Origin of the sequence: Clostridium sp. AF35-15 (genome assembly GCF_003477745.1) — a bacterium.
GTDB classification, from domain to species: Bacteria; Bacillota; Clostridia; order Lachnospirales; family Lachnospiraceae; genus Otoolea; species Otoolea fessa.
On sequence record NZ_QUDY01000001.1, the window covers coordinates 214,391 to 228,077 of the forward strand.

General features: G+C 49.1%; 21 protein-coding genes and 1 pseudogene. All 22 read right to left on the minus strand.

The genetic code is table 11. The features are described from left to right. Window positions 1–6: 6 nt before the first annotated feature. Window positions 7–582: a 4Fe-4S binding protein gene (locus DWZ76_RS01005; protein WP_117796821.1), complete on the minus strand. Its 576-nt coding sequence runs from the start codon at window positions 580–582 to the stop codon at window positions 7–9. Further along, entirely contained in the window at window positions 579–782 is a 204-nt protein-coding gene (locus tag DWZ76_RS01010) for a 4Fe-4S binding protein (RefSeq protein WP_107000759.1), read from the minus strand. Before DWZ76_RS01010 ends, DWZ76_RS01005 begins: the two co-directional genes overlap by 4 nt. A gap of 12 nt (window positions 783–794) precedes the next feature. Then, window positions 795–1,040: a ferredoxin-thioredoxin reductase catalytic domain-containing protein gene (locus DWZ76_RS01015; RefSeq protein WP_107001011.1), complete on the minus strand. Its 246-nt coding sequence runs from the start codon at window positions 1,038–1,040 to the stop codon at window positions 795–797. Between the two features lie 132 nt (window positions 1,041–1,172). Further along, window positions 1,173–1,331 (minus strand): rubredoxin, encoded by a 159-nt coding sequence (locus tag DWZ76_RS01020; RefSeq protein ID WP_107000760.1) that lies wholly within the window; start codon window positions 1,329–1,331, stop codon window positions 1,173–1,175. 89 nt (window positions 1,332–1,420) lie between these two features. Further along, window positions 1,421–1,633 (minus strand): DUF6219 family protein, encoded by a 213-nt coding sequence (locus DWZ76_RS01025; RefSeq protein WP_107000761.1) that lies wholly within the window; start codon window positions 1,631–1,633, stop codon window positions 1,421–1,423. Window positions 1,634–1,709: 76 nt separating this feature from the next. Further along, window positions 1,710–2,084 (minus strand): desulfoferrodoxin family protein, encoded by a 375-nt coding sequence (locus DWZ76_RS01030; RefSeq protein ID WP_118471514.1) that lies wholly within the window; start codon window positions 2,082–2,084, stop codon window positions 1,710–1,712. 20 nt (window positions 2,085–2,104) lie between these two features. After that, entirely contained in the window at window positions 2,105–2,647 is a 543-nt protein-coding gene (rbr, locus tag DWZ76_RS01035; RefSeq protein ID WP_107000763.1) for a rubrerythrin, read from the minus strand. Window positions 2,648–2,726: 79 nt separating this feature from the next. Continuing rightward, entirely contained in the window at window positions 2,727–3,383 is a 657-nt protein-coding gene (locus tag DWZ76_RS01040; RefSeq protein ID WP_107000764.1) for a Crp/Fnr family transcriptional regulator, read from the minus strand. Window position 3,384: 1 nt separating this feature from the next. Beyond that, window positions 3,385–4,164: a DUF134 domain-containing protein gene (locus DWZ76_RS01045; RefSeq protein ID WP_118471516.1), complete on the minus strand. Its 780-nt coding sequence runs from the start codon at window positions 4,162–4,164 to the stop codon at window positions 3,385–3,387. Window positions 4,165–4,351: 187 nt separating this feature from the next. Further along, window positions 4,352–5,444 (minus strand): annotated as a pseudogene (locus tag DWZ76_RS01050) (conjugal transfer protein TraE); the annotation flags it as partial. Then, a complete protein-coding gene (locus tag DWZ76_RS15195) occupies window positions 5,431–5,724 on the minus strand; it encodes a hypothetical protein (RefSeq protein WP_243017764.1) in 294 nt (97 codons plus the stop codon). The gene DWZ76_RS15195 and the pseudogene DWZ76_RS01050, both read right to left, overlap by 14 nt. Window positions 5,725–5,745: 21 nt before the next feature. Then, complete coding sequence (locus tag DWZ76_RS15200; RefSeq protein ID WP_243017744.1) at window positions 5,746–5,979, minus strand: helix-turn-helix domain-containing protein; 234 nt, start codon at window positions 5,977–5,979, stop codon at window positions 5,746–5,748. Further along, window positions 5,960–6,127, minus strand: a complete 168-nt coding sequence (locus DWZ76_RS14980) for a hypothetical protein (RefSeq protein ID WP_002576412.1) — start codon at window positions 6,125–6,127, stop codon at window positions 5,960–5,962. The genes DWZ76_RS15200 and DWZ76_RS14980 overlap by 20 nt, the downstream gene beginning before the upstream one ends. Further along, window positions 6,124–6,477: a phage antirepressor KilAC domain-containing protein gene (locus DWZ76_RS15205; protein WP_243017745.1), complete on the minus strand. Its 354-nt coding sequence runs from the start codon at window positions 6,475–6,477 to the stop codon at window positions 6,124–6,126. Before DWZ76_RS15205 ends, DWZ76_RS14980 begins: the two co-directional genes overlap by 4 nt. Further along, the gene (locus tag DWZ76_RS15210) at window positions 6,455–6,952 is read right to left on the minus strand and encodes a BRO family protein (protein WP_243017746.1); all 498 of its coding nucleotides are present in this window, start codon (window positions 6,950–6,952) and stop codon (window positions 6,455–6,457) included. Before DWZ76_RS15210 ends, DWZ76_RS15205 begins: the two co-directional genes overlap by 23 nt. A 433-nt stretch (window positions 6,953–7,385) precedes the next feature. After that, window positions 7,386–7,775: a 30S ribosomal protein S9 gene (gene rpsI / locus DWZ76_RS01065; protein ID WP_022358510.1), complete on the minus strand. Its 390-nt coding sequence runs from the start codon at window positions 7,773–7,775 to the stop codon at window positions 7,386–7,388. Window positions 7,776–7,803: 28 nt separating this feature from the next. Further along, on the minus strand, window positions 7,804–8,238 hold the full coding sequence (gene rplM, locus DWZ76_RS01070) for a 50S ribosomal protein L13 (protein ID WP_022358509.1): 435 nt from the start codon (window positions 8,236–8,238) through the stop codon (window positions 7,804–7,806). Window positions 8,239–8,652: 414 nt separating this feature from the next. After that, window positions 8,653–9,462, minus strand: coding sequence for a putative hydro-lyase (locus DWZ76_RS01075; RefSeq protein WP_022358508.1), 810 nt, complete (start codon window positions 9,460–9,462; stop codon window positions 8,653–8,655). 36 nt (window positions 9,463–9,498) lie between these two features. Next, window positions 9,499–10,596, minus strand: a complete 1,098-nt coding sequence (locus tag DWZ76_RS01080) for a biotin-dependent carboxyltransferase family protein (protein WP_117796819.1) — start codon at window positions 10,594–10,596, stop codon at window positions 9,499–9,501. A gap of 2 nt (window positions 10,597–10,598) precedes the next feature. Continuing rightward, the gene (pxpB, locus tag DWZ76_RS01085; RefSeq protein WP_022358506.1) at window positions 10,599–11,327 is read right to left on the minus strand and encodes a 5-oxoprolinase subunit PxpB; all 729 of its coding nucleotides are present in this window, start codon (window positions 11,325–11,327) and stop codon (window positions 10,599–10,601) included. 223 nt (window positions 11,328–11,550) lie between these two features. After that, window positions 11,551–12,774 (minus strand): NRAMP family divalent metal transporter, encoded by a 1,224-nt coding sequence (locus DWZ76_RS01090; protein ID WP_117796818.1) that lies wholly within the window; start codon window positions 12,772–12,774, stop codon window positions 11,551–11,553. A 24-nt stretch (window positions 12,775–12,798) separates the two neighbouring features. Then, entirely contained in the window at window positions 12,799–13,560 is a 762-nt protein-coding gene (locus tag DWZ76_RS01095; protein WP_022358636.1) for a 5-oxoprolinase subunit PxpA, read from the minus strand. Window positions 13,561–13,687: the final 127 nt, after the last annotated feature.

A 13,687-nucleotide genomic window follows, 5' to 3' on the forward strand; every position in this document is an offset into this window, starting at 1 on the left:
CTTTGTTTATTCTTTGTTTTTCAGCTTGCAAATCCCCTGCGTCATGGTTCCCATGGGGCAGAAGGCACACCATGTACGGGGCTTGTAGAGCACCATGACGATGAGGCCGATGAGCAGCGAGGTCAGCATGAGGCTGTAAAAGCCGAAGCTGAATTGGGCTACCCAGTCTGTCACCGTTCCGGCAGTGTAGGCCCAGCCCCACGGCACACGGAAGGTCCAGAACAGCTTAATGGCCTCCCGCAGGGACGAAGTACCCGCAGCGACCAGATATGTCTGAAACACCATGTTGCCGAACATCGTCAGGAAAAAGATCAAAAAGCCATAACGGAACCACTTGGAGGACATCCAGCGGGGCGTGGGCTTGCAGCGGGAGCATTTAAGGTCTGTCCCCAGCTTGCTGAACAGTTGACCCCGTCCGCAGAGGTGGTTGCAAAAGTATTTGTTCCCACCAAAGATGGCTAAGAACAGCGGCAGAAGAAAATCGATCATGCCCAGCCACGCGAACAGGATATTGAAAAAGCCCAGTGCAAAATAGATGATTGCATATACCCACAGGTAATCGTACCAATGCTTTACTTTCATGCGTCAGCCCTCACTTTCACCTCAATGCAGCCGACGGGACAGATCTTTGCGCACTTGCCGCAGCCTACGCATCGTTCCGCCTCCACAGCGGCGTAGCAGCCGCGGCGCACCTTGACGGCCCCCAGTGGACAGGTATTTTCACACACGCCGCAGGCGACGCACCGCGTCTTATCTATGGCGGCCAGTTTCTTTGACAGCATAGCGTTCCTCCCTTAATCCTGCAAGGATTTGTAATAGAGCATACAGTGGCAGAATCCCTCGAAGCCCGGATCTGCAATTTGATCCTTAAACTCCTGGCACATACATTTGGTCGCCTCTGTGCTCTCCCTGCGGCAGGGGCAGTACCCGCCGGTGCGCTTGAGTCCTTCTCTGATGGTGCTGACAATCTCCTGATCGGAATTGAGCTTGATTTTCATGTTCGCCACCTCTTTCTTGTTGATTGATTGTGGCTTTATCATACCGCAGTACAAAGCATTTTTCTGTGACGAGGTTACGTTACGGCAAATTTTTATATAAGTGAGAAAGAGCCGTGAAGCGGTATCTTACATACTGCTTCACGGCTCTTTGTTTATAGGTTTTGTTGTGCTTCCTTACTCAGCCACAGAAAACTGGTCTTTGCCAACAAAACATAAGGGGCATTCAAAATCATCCGGAATATCTTCCCATTTTGTACCCGGTGCAATGCCGCCTTCCGGATAGCCATTTTCTTCGTCGTATTCCCAACCACACACATCGCATACATATTTCATAATGAAATTCTTCTTTCTTGTTTTTTATTTCGCACACAACATTAGCCCGACTTTATCGTCATCAGAAACAATAACGATTCCTATCTTACTCAAAGAATATCCACAGCTTCCGCTTGTTTTACTCTCTTTGTTTTCTTATTCCCTGAAATCATTTTATGACCCGTATATACTGCCATAACCATGCAGATCAAGGAACTAAGCGCAAGGTACTTATGCGTTGTTTTTGAGCCTTTATATCCAGTGCAAAAAGTTCCAAACATGGTAATTACCGCTCCGATTGACCAATATTTATGTGCTTTCATGACTTGTTTGCCTCCTGCCTGCAATACATGACATTCAGTTCTCTATGTTGGTTCTAAGATACCATGCGCAGAACGATCACGCTTTCCACAGACTGTGGAGGTTGCAGTAGGCGTAGACCGCCTCGACTTCGTCGCCCTCGCAGAGCGCAAAGCAGACCTCCGGCTTCTCGCCCGGGTGCAGTTCCTTGCGCTGGTTGCCCTGCTTGGTGTGGAGGAACACCCACTCGATGTAGTGCTCCGGCAGCATGGGATGCTCTACGGAGCCGACCTTGACATGAACGATGCCGTTTTCCACAGTCCAGACAGGGACGTGCTTCTCCACGGCGGCGTCGGTGGTACCGGGGATGATCTCGCTCATCGGCTCACCGCAACAGATGACGGGAACGCCCGTGTCCTTGACCTTGGCAATGATGTTGCCGCAATGCTTGCAAATGTAAAACTTCTGCTCCATGATTCGTTCTCCTTTTCTCTTTAATAGTTTTCTGCGTGAATTTCAAAGTAGCTCTGGGGATGGTTGCAGGTCGGGCAGACCTCCGGTGCTTTCTCACCGATCACGATATGCCCGCAGTTGCGGCACTCCCATACCTTGACCTCACTCTTGGCGAAGACCTCCGCCATCTCCACATTGTGCAGCAGGGCACGGTAGCGCTCCTCATGATGCTTTTCAATGGCGGCTACCAGGCGGAAACGCTGGGCCAGCTCATGGAAACCCTCCTCGTCGGCGGTTTTGGCAAAGCCGTCGTACATATCCGTCCACTCGTAGTTCTCGCCCTCAGCGGCGGAGAGAAGGTTTTCGGCGGTGTCGCCAATGCCGTTCAGCTCTTTGAACCACAGCTTGGCGTGTTCCTTCTCATTATCAGCGGTTTTGAGGAACAGCGCCGCGATCTGCTCGTAGCCTTCCTTCTTGGCCTTGGATGCAAAATAGGTGTATTTGTTGCGCGCCTCGGACTCACCGGCAAAGGCAGCCATCAGGTTTTTTTCGGTTTGAGTTCCTGCGTATTTCGTTTCTTTCATGGTGGATACTCCTTCCTGTTTTTCTGCTTTTATTGTAGCAAATCTATGATTTTCTTCTGTAACGAAGTCACATTTCTTTTTATTTTAGACGATTTAGTCTGTTCTTATCCCGCAGCGTGATTGCACCACGCTTCAGCTCCACCAGCCCGTCCTCCGAGAAGCTTTTGAGCATCCGTGCCACTGCCTCCCGTGCCGAGCTGATGTGCTGGGCGATCTGCTCATGGGTCATGCGTATCGTGTCGGAGCCGGTACGTTCCGCTTCGGCAAAGAGAAATTCTGCCAGCCGCTGATCCAATCCCTTGAACATAATCTGCTGCATCGCCCACATCACATCAGAAAACCGTTTCGTTGCCAGTTCATAGAGAAAACAGCGGACATGGAGATTTTTCTCCTTGAGTGCAGCAATGACATTTGCAGAGATAATCAGAATGTCCGTATCCATTCCGGCAGTCATTTGCGTATCAAAGGTGATCTGACTGATCACGCAGGAGGCGGAAAGCACGCATAGTTCGCCCGGATACAGGCGGAACAGCGTTACCTCCCGCCCCTCATCAGAGAGAAGATAGGTGCGGATCTCGCCGGAAAGAATAAACAGCATTCCGAGACATTCATTGTCGCTGCTGTGAACGAACGCACCCTTTTTATAATGACGGACAAAGGCACTTCGGCGTAGTGTGTCCATTTCGCGTTCGGTCAAGGATGACCAGAACGGAAGTTGTGTCAGTGTGCGTTCCATATCAATGGCCGCTATGCTTGCCGCAGCCGTGGTCACCGCAGGAGTGACCAGCCTCGCCGTGTTCATGGTCATGGTGGTCACAGTGAACATTGGGATCGTAGCCCAAACTTCCGTTGAGCAATGCGCTCACCGCCGCGTCAGCGTCCCCGCTGACACCGCCGTAGAGCTTGATGCCCGCTTCGGCGAGTGCTGCCTGCGCACCGCCGCCGATGCCTCCGCAAATCAAAGTGTCCACGCCGTTCTGCATCAGGAATCCTGCCAGTGCGCCGTGACCGCTGCCGTTGGTATCAACGACTTCCGCATGGACGATTTTGCCGTCCACAGATTCATAAAGCTTGAACTGCTCGGTGTGACCGAAATGCTGAAAGATCTGACCGTTGTCATAGGTAACTGCAATTTTCATAATGGAATCTCCTTTGCAAGTTTTGCCTGATTTTTCCATGTTGGCTCTCTGCATCCGGCAGCAACGGCCGCAGTGAGCTGCCTCCTGTCCTCCGCAGATGCGGTAGTTTCCCCCGGTGATGTGCAGCGGTTTCCCGTAGACAAGACACGCTACGATCTTGCTCCGTGCGCTTTCGTAAATCTCCTGCACGGTAGAGCGGGAAATCTCCATTTGAGCGGCACACTGCTCGTGGGTTTGCTGCTCCAAGTCAACCAGCCGAATGACCTCGTATTCGTCCAGCGTCAGCAGGATCGGCTCGGTATTCTCGCACCCGTTAGGACAGAATGTATCGACCTGTGGTACGCCACAAATTCGACGGCACCGTGGCGGTCTTTGCATGGGAGCTTTCCTCCCTTTGTATTCGGTATATTCCGATTATAGCACTTTGAGCAGAAAAAGCAATTTTTCAAAAGCTGCTACATTTTCCGTCCTCATATGTGTGCTGGCTGATATTCGGTGTCGAAGACTACGTGTGAGCCATGTTCGTATTGTCAGATTATCTACATTTGACAGAACTTCGCAGGGTATCCTCTTCCGAATAGTTCGCATTGATGTCCATCGGGTTGATATACTGCGCGCTGGAAGGGCTGATTTTAATGACCTGCCCCTCAAATTTCTTCACCAGTGCCGTGTACTCGGCTTCCGGATCGCACACAATTACATCGTCATCCGTCACCAGAAACGCATTGGCGATTTCTCGCTTGGCAGAGAAGGATTTACCGGAACCGGGAGTACCCAGAAAAGTCCAGACGGCGCAGGTTGCAGTTGTACTTCTGCGCGATACTGGAAGCTTGAAACACATTGGTTTCCAGCTCCTGCTCCGTCTCGCCGGTATTCATCACCAGAAAGGTCAGCAGGAACATACGCTAATTCTGGCTCTGCAATTCCTTCAGCAGTGCCTTTGCGTCCCTGCCGTAAGTTGCCAAATCTGACGGAATGATGTCCATATCGTATCCGGAACGGACAGCTTTCTTCTGTTCCTCAATCTTGGAACGATCCAGCTCCGTAATGGTGTGCTTGATGGATTTGATTGCTTTGTTCTGGTCTACCGACTGAATGTGCATGGTCACAATCTGGCTGGATTCCATATCCAGAAAGTCCTTCAGCAGCTGATCCGACAGGTCGGAAGCCGTAATCTGGAGATAGGACATGGAACCATACATCCCACCCATCTGAAAAACACGGTTCTTCGGAAAGGCAAACCCGGTCGGGGCAATAAAGTCCTTTACCGACAGCCCGCTCTCCGGCAGCCACTTCCAATCGAAATTGAATCGGTCATGGTCACCCATGTGGAACATATCGTGCATCAGATGAAGCCGTTCCTTACCGTTCAGCAATTTTGCCCGGACACCCAAGCGTTTGAAGTTGTTCATCAGGTCGATCTCAATGTGATTGAGCCTCGGCTTTGCCTGTTTCATGGATTCTGCTTCAATGCCAAACGTCAGGTACTTCGTCTTGGTCAGGCCGTTGTTGCCCTGGGCAAGCTGGCGGCGCAGCATGGTGCTGTACTCCGTGCGCACCGGATTGAAATGATCCTTCTGGTACGGGATGCGCACCATCTTCTCAAAATTCGAGGCATCCGTAGCCATATTCATAAAAGAAAGCTCAAAGCGGATACTCAGAGAGCCGTTCCACCCGCATCTGATAATCTCCTGGGAACTCCTGCCGGAGCTTGCCGTATTCCGTGTCAGAGAGAAGGACATTTTCGTATGAGCCATACCGGTGCTGGATTTCCTTCTTCTCTCTTTTATTGATTGTTTCAGTACTTGTTCTATTAGTACTTAATTGCGCGGGATTTTCCGTAACCGGTGTGTCCGTATCCGGATTTACCGTATACGGCTTTTCCGTACACGGCTTTTTCCTTGGCATCTCATAGATCACATACTCCGCTCTGCCCATCCGACCGTTACTCTCACGCTGCTAGTTCCTTTCCAGATATCCAAGACGTTCCAGTTCTTTCAGAGCTGTAAGCACCCCATCTACGCCATCCGGTGTAATCGAAGATAATCCCCGTACCGAATAGTTCCATGTGTCCGGTAAACTAAGCAGCATAGAGAGAAGTCCTTTTCCTTTCAGGCTGAGACCCTGATCCCGCAGGTGGTAATTGCACATCGTTGTGTAATTGCTGTTTTTCTCAACCCTGAATACCGGCATGGTGCTCACCATCCTTTTTCGCAGGCTCCGTTTTTTTCTTCGGACATTTGCGCGGACGATCTTCGCTGTCCTCCCGTCGATGGTATTTGCCGGTATCCTGCATCATGCGTTCAAACGCCTGAAGGCGTCCCTCTGTAAAAAGCGTCATTCGATCACACCCCATTTCTTAAACAACTTGAAGAGATGATTCTTTCCCTTGCAGGTCACTCTCGTCTGCTGCACCAGTTTTCCGCTTCTGCCGTAGCAATCCCGGACAATAAAATAGCCCCTTGCAGATTTGTCTGCAAAAGGCATCAGCCAGCCGCTTGGACTGCGGTACAGATAGCGATGATCCAGTAAGAGAGCTACTGCCGTCTTCTCCGGGATTCCGATTTCCTTACAGAAATTCCGGATGCAGGTACAATCCTCCGAATTCACAAAGGTGTCGAAGTAGTCTGCCTTGGGCTGTGCCGCATCCAGCTGTTTGCGGATACCCTCAAGCTGCTCTCTCGGCCACAAGCTCCTTCGCCAGGGTGTAGATGACCTCCGGATGCTGAATCACCTGATCCAAAATAGAATCGCTCATATACACACCATGCTTTCGGATGGACGGGAGAACTTCATCAAACACCCAGTGTTCAAACCGTTCTGCCGATGGCAGCTTGCTGTGAACGATCAGCCGATAAACATCACCTTCCGTGATAAAGGAGATTTCAACGACCTGCTCTCCAGCATCTCCATACTGATTCACCTTCTGAACGACCCCCTCGCGTTTCGTTAGGGGGCCTCTACAATGGCGTTTCACTGCGGCGTAGGGATTCACATATCCCAACGCTTTCGCCACGTCGCTTGCACAGAAGAAGGTCTTGCCTGCCTCCTGTAACAACCGGATCGAACCAAACTCCTGGTTCTCAAACACCTCCATCATCTGCCTCGACTGTCCGCCATGACTGCCCACATCGGTGTCATGGGTCTTCTGATTGAAATCCGTCATACCTGTTACCTCCTACTCAAATTTGTCTCGCCGGATTTCGGGCGAAAAAAATAAAGCCTCGACCCATTCTCGTTTTCAAAGAATGAGCCAAGGCTCTATGTAACAGGATACCTGATATTATTTTTTTGCAAAATTCGTCAGAACTCATCAAACGAATCTGACACTGTTTTTCATTCCGTTTCAGCCGGATTTTTACCGAAAATCTGTCAAGGATATGGGGCTAATTTTCCCTCCAAAATGGCCGTCTGTAAACCCATTTTCCCACCCATTAGGCTCAAAAATAGGCCGTAAACCCATGGCAAACCCATCAAAATGAGCTAATTTGAAGTCAAATTTCCTCAAATTTCACCATCGGAATCAGGTGATTTTAGGCATAGAAAAAGCCCGGAAAATGGCGTATTTCCGGGCTTTTTTAGCATTATTAAGCTGTAGATTATCGCTTGCTGAACTGCGGTGCGCGACGAGCGGCTTTGAGGCCGTATTTCTTACGCTCTTTCATTCTCGGGTCACGAGTTAAGAAGCCAGCTTTCTTCAGTACCGGACGGTAATCAGCGTCTGCCTGAAGAAGTGCTCTGGAGATACCGTGTCTTACAGCACCTGCCTGGCCTGTAAAACCACCACCACGTACGTTTACAAGTACATCGAACTTATCAACAGTCTCGGTTGCTACGAGCGGCTGACGTACAACTACTTTCAGGGTCTCAAGACCAAAGTACTCGTCGATGTCTCTTTTATTGATTGTAATCTTGCCGGTTCCCGGTACAAGGTATACTCTAGCGATAGATTTTTTTCTTCTGCCTGTTCCGTAAAATTTGTTAGCCATTATTGTTTCCTCCTTCCAGTGCCTTTAATTAAAACTTGATTTCTAAAACTTCCGGCTTCTGAGCTGCCTGCTCGTGCTCCGGACCTGCGTATACATGAAGTTTCGTAATCATGCTTCTTCCTAAAGGTCCCTTTGGAAGCATACCCTTAACTGCTAACTCAACAACCTTCTCCGGCTTCTTAGCCATCATTTCACGAAGGGTTGTCTCTCTCATACCACCTACATAATCAGAGTGATTGTAGTAGATCTTCTGATCCAGTTTCTTACCAGTTACTTTGATCTTCTCTGCATTTACTACGATTACGTAATCGCCGCAATCCATGTGCGGGGTGAAGATCGGTTTGTTCTTACCTCTTAATACTTTTGCTACCTCAGATGCAAGACGACCTAATGTATATCCTGTAGCGTCAACTACATACCATTTTCTCTCGATTGTTGCTGGACTAGCCATAAAACTCTTCATTGGTTGACCTCCTGTTTTACTTCCTATAATTGAGATTAACTATATCATGAAATGCCTGCTCCGGGGCTTTGGTGCCGGCATATCCCGACTCACGTCATACTGACATATTATATTACACCGTCCCGGACGTGTCAAGCGGTTTTTCCTTGAAAATACAAGGTTTTTTCAACGATTTTCTCAAGGAATTTACAAAGTAAGTGCGTTTCATCCCATGCGCATGATATACGCACGATATACACATGAAAAAGGAAGACTTCCTCCTCTCAGATTCCATCTTCCCTTTTCGCCGCTTTTTAGGTTGGTAATGAACTTTTTCTCTTTTCTCAAGAGAATTTATTTGAAGGAGACTGGGAAATCTCCGTCAAACCTTATTTTTCGATAAAACCGTTCCTGCAATGGCAGAACCGATTCTGCCTATTTCTGCTTCTTCGCCTCCAGATAATCATTCAGCTCCGTATTCAGGACATTGGTAATGAACATATGTCCCGGTGCGTGGGTAATGACTAACGGAAGTTTTGCATTTTCAATCGCTGCCTGAGGGGTAACGCCGCAAGCCCAGAATACCGGGATCTCACCCTCGCGGATCTCGACTGGATCGCCATAGTCTGGTTTGGAAATATCCTTGATACCGATCGCTGCCGGATCGCCGATCTGGACCGGACCGCCGTGTACGTTTGGATAACGGTCTGTGATCTCTTTGGCTTTCTGTGCGTTTTCTGGGGTCATGGGACGCATGCTGACAACCATCGGTCCCTTGAACACGCCGGCGCTCTCACACTGGATGTTAGTCTTGTACATGGAAACATTGCAGCCCTGCGCGATATGGCGCACTTCAATGCCGGCTTTCATAAGCGCCTCCTCAAAGGAGAAGCTGCAGCCAATCAGGAATGCAACCGAATCTTCTTTCCAATAAGAAGAAACATCTGTCACCTCATCGACTTTCACACCGTCGCGGTAAATGAAATATTTCGGGATGTCCGTCACGATGCTCGCGCCCTCGCCCATATCGTGGATATCCGGTGTGCCCTCTACGACTTCCAGGATTGGACACGGTTTCGGGTTCTTTCTTGCAAATTCTTTAAAATCATCCGCGTACTTCTTCGGCAGGATAACCAGATTTGCCTGTGCATATCCGGCACACATGCCAGCCGTCGGGCGGGTAATCTCGCCAGTCCGAATCAGTTTCCATACTTCCGGTGGTGTCATTTTGCTATAATCTGCCATATACGTTCCCTCCATATCTTTCAATACATCTGAGGTTTATCTGAATCTTTCAGTCTCTTCCTCTAATTCAACCATATATTCAGTTCCATCGATCACAACCCGGTAGGTTCCAATCGGATTCCAGTATCTCTTCGATTCACATCCAACCGCTACCTGAATCACCGCATCGAGTTCTCCGCACGGTTCCGGTACTTTTGCCAATTCTTCTTTGAGTGCCTTGAGTTTTTCCACCTGCTCAATGTAGAGCTTCTGTGCTTCCTCAACCGTTACTTTCTGGAAATGTACTTTATAACCCGGTCTGGACTGTGCAACCAGCGGAAGATCCACAGAGATAACGCCAGCAATCTTCGTATAACCGCCGGTGGTCTGATGATCCGCCATCATGATAATCGGTTGTCCGTGGGACGGCACCTGAATCGCACCAAAGGCGATACCGTCTGTGATAATATCGCCGCCATTTTTATGCTCGATGACCTCGCCCTCGAGACGGCAGCCCATACGGTCGGACTCATTCGTAAATGCATATGTGCTGCTTAAGAAAGTCTCTACACCTTTCTCGGTAAAGCAGTCGTCCTGCGGTCCCATGACAACGCGGATGGTTTTCTCAGTCTGGGAGAAGTCCTCCGGCGTCACTTTTCTCTTTCTCATATTTGGAAGGGTCGTCTTCGGAGCGGCAAAACCAATCTCGTCCCCGCCACCGATCTTTCTTCCCTGATAACCGCCTACTTTCAGCTTTAAGTTGGTGGATTTGCTGCCCATCTGTACCGGGATATCCAGCCCGCCTGCTACTGCAATGTACACGCGGCTTCCGCTTGTCATACCGGCAAAGTTCATGGAATCGCCCTTATGTACTAAAACTGCCTGATACATCGGAAGATCTTTTCCATTTACCTTTGGAACCAGATTGCCGCCGGTTACTGCGATAATATTGTCTTCTGTAAATTCCATCATCGGTCCCATCAGGGTTACTTCCAGAACCGCCTCGTTTTCATCATTTCCCACTAAAATATTCGCGATCGCTGCGGAACGCTGATCCATAACGCCTGATACAGACATACCGGACTCCTGATAGCCGGTGCGTCCCATGTCCTGTACGGTTGTGAGGAATCCGCCGCTTGCAAACTTAATGCCCATCTTTATACCTCCTTATCGTACACAACGTATTTGTAGGTTCCATCTTCGACTTCTTTTTCGATCTTTTTATACTCTTCCTCGGTTACTGCAGCAAACTTGATATACTGTCCCGCTTCCAGAAGCACTGGTTTCTCGCGGTCTGCATCATAGAGTTTTAACGGAGTCCGTCCAATTAACTGCCAGCCTCCCGGAGATGCTACCGGGTAGATACCGGTCTGCTCACCGGCAATACCGACGGAGCCGCCCTCAATCTTCACTCTCGGGCTCTTCAGACGCGGGGTTGCGATCTCTTTGCTCATGCCGCCCAGATATGGGAATCCAGCGATGAATCCAATCATGTAGATTAGATATTCTTCAGATGTATGAATCTTGATGACCTCTTCCACGGTCTTGTGATTGTGCTCCGCAACATTTTCAATATCCGGACCCATCTCTCCGCCGTAGAGAACCGGAATTTCGATAACGGTTGGCGGCGGGATCGGAATGCTGGATAAGGAACCCATCAATTTATCAAATTTTTCTGTGAGTGCCTTGAATCCGATCACTTCCGGATGATAATGTACTAATAAGGAGCGGTATGTCGGAACCGTCTCCACAATTCCCGGTATATCGCTTTTTTCAACCGCAATCTTGAATGCGCGGATTTTCTTGTTGATCTCCGGGCTGATTTCATTGCCAAACTCAACGCACACAGCGCTGTCGCCCGCTACAAGGTATCTTACCTCGCTCATATATACCTCCTGTCAGATAAACGAAGCCCCCGCCTGCCTGTTCTGCTTTTCTTCGAAAAACCTAAAAACTGCTTCCGACTCAACAAGCCAGTTACAGGGAAACGCCCGGCAGACCTGCTGCCATAAGCCAGCCATCTGCGTGCTCATCCAGCCAGTCCGCCGGGCGCCTGTCCGTTTAATCGTTTTTTATTATTTTACCACATTTTTTGCATTTTTTCATTCATTAACCAAAGATGGTAAGAATCTTCGGCAGAGCCTTGATTCCTGAGTAACCGGTCAGAAGAACAACGCATACACCAAGTACGATGAGTACGGTCGGATGTTTGTAATTTTCACCGACGATATCTTTCCTGCGGCTTGCCAGAAGAATGACAAGCAGTGTAATCGGAAGAATCAGTCCGTTTACGGAACCTGCCAGAACCAGAAGAGTTGCCGGCTGTCCAAGTAATGTCATGATAACGGTCGATACAGCGATGAAGCCGATAACGAACCATTTCTCATTCTCCATGATGAACGGATGCAGGGTCTTTAAGAAGGATACGGATGTATACGCTGCACCGATGATGGAGGTGATAGCTGCAAACAGGATAACCAGACCGAAGATCTTGTAACCGATGATGCCTGCGCCTGCCTTAAAAGCTGCTGCTGGCGGGCTTGCTACCCATGCTTCGCTTCCAACTACTTCCGGAGTTGCTGTAACAACGCCTAAAACTGCGAGGAACAGTAAAATTCTCATAACTCCCGATACGCTGATGCCCATTAATACGGAGCGGCGAACATGCGGAAGATCCTTGGTTCCGGAGAAACCTGCATCCAGAAGACGATGTGCACCGGAGAATGTGATGTAACCGCCGCAGCTTCCGCCAAGCAAGGTAATAATCGGGAATACTAGGTTCGGGAATTCGTTCAGATGTCCAACACTGCCGATTGCCTCAACAACCGGAGGTTTGGAACGGAATGCTACATAAAGTACGGTAACAATCATGATGCTTCCTAAGTATTTGGTCAGCTTATCCATGAAGTTTTTCGCATCCTTGGATAAGAAGATCAGAATACCGATGACACCGGCTACAACGGTTCCGACTTTCAGCGGAAAACCGAATACGATGTTAAAACCGGTTGCGGCGCCGCCGACGTTACCGATATTGAATACCAGACCGCCGAGAGACACAAGGAACGCGATGAAATATCCGAGTCCCGGAACAACTTTATTTGCGATATCTTGTCCACGCATACCGGACACACCGATGATGGACCAGATATTTAACTGGGTTGTAACATCCAGAAGAATGGTACAGATGATTGCCAGTGCGAAAATAGAGCCGTACTGACCGGTAAAGGTTGCGGTCTGCGTCAGGAAACCAGGTCCGATCGCGGACGTTGCCATCAGGAACGCGGCGCCAATCAGGGCTGTCGTGTTCGCATTACTTTTTTTCTTTTCTCCCATATTTCTCTTCTCCTTACATATGTATTAGCGGAACAGATTTTTAATCTCCACTCCCTCGGCTACCAGGGTCTCACGAATGTTCTTTACGAACTCCAGCGCTTTTGGGTTGTCTCCGTGTACACAGATGGAATCTGCCTTGATGGAAATGTCGTTTCCGTTGATGCTCTCAACTTTTCCTTCTTTTACCATTCTTACGACACGTTTGATTGCCAGGTCTTTATCTTTGATGACTGCTCCCGGAAGTTTTCTGGAAACCAGGGTTCCGTCATCGTTGTATGCACGGTCTGCGAACACCTCGCTCGCTGCCTGTAAACCAACCTCCTCAGCCGCCTTGATCATCTGGGATCCTGCCAGACCCATGAAGATGATATCTTTATCTACTTCATAGACTGCTTCACACATCGCTCTCGCCAGCTTCTCATCAACAGCTGCCATGTTGTAGAATGCACCGTGCGGTTTTACGTGCTGGATTTTTACGCCTTGGCTCTTAGTAAATGCGCTCAATGCGCCGAGCTGGTATTTCAGATATGCTTTCGCTTCTTCCGGAGTTACCACCATGTTTCTTCGACCGAAGCCCATCAGATCCGGAAATCCCGGATGTGCTCCTACTGCGGTTCCGTATTTCTTTGCCAATGCGATGGTCTTATCCATAACCATCGGATCACCTGCATGCCATCCACAGGCTACGTTGGCGGAAGACACGTACTGAAGAATTTCTTCATCCATACCAATCGTATAGTTACCGAAGCTCTCACCTAAATCACTGTTTAAATCGACATAAAACATGGTTCATTCCTCCCTTTCTTAGCTCACACATCTCATTTTTGCGGCTTAGCGTTTCTTCTGTCTGTTTTCAACAACCATCGGAAACTATTTTTAAGATGAGATGTTTTTTGTATGTTCCCCTTGTTTT

Excerpts from the sequence above, each read along its gene's own strand:
- DWZ76_RS01005 (WP_117796821.1), bottom strand. The coding sequence starts at position 582 with ATGAAAGTAAAGCATTGGTACGATTACCTGTGGGTATATGCAATCATC.
- DWZ76_RS01010 (WP_107000759.1), bottom strand. The coding sequence starts at position 782 with ATGCTGTCAAAGAAACTGGCCGCCATAGATAAGACGCGGTGCGTCGCC.
- DWZ76_RS01015 (WP_107001011.1), bottom strand. The coding sequence starts at position 1,040 with ATGATAAAGCCACAATCAATCAACAAGAAAGAGGTGGCGAACATGAAA.
- DWZ76_RS01020 (WP_107000760.1), bottom strand. The coding sequence starts at position 1,331 with ATGAAATATGTATGCGATGTGTGTGGTTGGGAATACGACGAAGAAAAT.
- DWZ76_RS01025 (WP_107000761.1), bottom strand. The coding sequence starts at position 1,633 with ATGAAAGCACATAAATATTGGTCAATCGGAGCGGTAATTACCATGTTT.
- DWZ76_RS01030 (WP_118471514.1), bottom strand. The coding sequence starts at position 2,084 with ATGGAGCAGAAGTTTTACATTTGCAAGCATTGCGGCAACATCATTGCC.
- rbr (WP_107000763.1), bottom strand. The coding sequence starts at position 2,647 with ATGAAAGAAACGAAATACGCAGGAACTCAAACCGAAAAAAACCTGATG.
- DWZ76_RS01040 (WP_107000764.1), bottom strand. The coding sequence starts at position 3,383 with ATGGAACGCACACTGACACAACTTCCGTTCTGGTCATCCTTGACCGAA.
- DWZ76_RS01045 (WP_118471516.1), bottom strand. The coding sequence starts at position 4,164 with ATGCAAAGACCGCCACGGTGCCGTCGAATTTGTGGCGTACCACAGGTC.
- DWZ76_RS15195 (WP_243017764.1), bottom strand. The coding sequence starts at position 5,724 with ATGGGCAGAGCGGAGTATGTGATCTATGAGATGCCAAGGAAAAAGCCG.
- DWZ76_RS15200 (WP_243017744.1), bottom strand. The coding sequence starts at position 5,979 with ATGCCGGTATTCAGGGTTGAGAAAAACAGCAATTACACAACGATGTGC.
- DWZ76_RS14980 (WP_002576412.1), bottom strand. The coding sequence starts at position 6,127 with ATGACGCTTTTTACAGAGGGACGCCTTCAGGCGTTTGAACGCATGATG.
- DWZ76_RS15210 (WP_243017746.1), bottom strand. The coding sequence starts at position 6,952 with ATGACGGATTTCAATCAGAAGACCCATGACACCGATGTGGGCAGTCAT.
- rpsI (WP_022358510.1), bottom strand. The coding sequence starts at position 7,775 with ATGGCTAACAAATTTTACGGAACAGGCAGAAGAAAAAAATCTATCGCT.
- rplM (WP_022358509.1), bottom strand. The coding sequence starts at position 8,238 with ATGAAGAGTTTTATGGCTAGTCCAGCAACAATCGAGAGAAAATGGTAT.
- DWZ76_RS01075 (WP_022358508.1), bottom strand. The coding sequence starts at position 9,462 with ATGGCAGATTATAGCAAAATGACACCACCGGAAGTATGGAAACTGATT.
- DWZ76_RS01080 (WP_117796819.1), bottom strand. The coding sequence starts at position 10,596 with ATGGGCATTAAGTTTGCAAGCGGCGGATTCCTCACAACCGTACAGGAC.
- pxpB (WP_022358506.1), bottom strand. The coding sequence starts at position 11,327 with ATGAGCGAGGTAAGATACCTTGTAGCGGGCGACAGCGCTGTGTGCGTT.
- DWZ76_RS01090 (WP_117796818.1), bottom strand. The coding sequence starts at position 12,774 with ATGGGAGAAAAGAAAAAAAGTAATGCGAACACGACAGCCCTGATTGGC.
- DWZ76_RS01095 (WP_022358636.1), bottom strand. The coding sequence starts at position 13,560 with ATGTTTTATGTCGATTTAAACAGTGATTTAGGTGAGAGCTTCGGTAAC.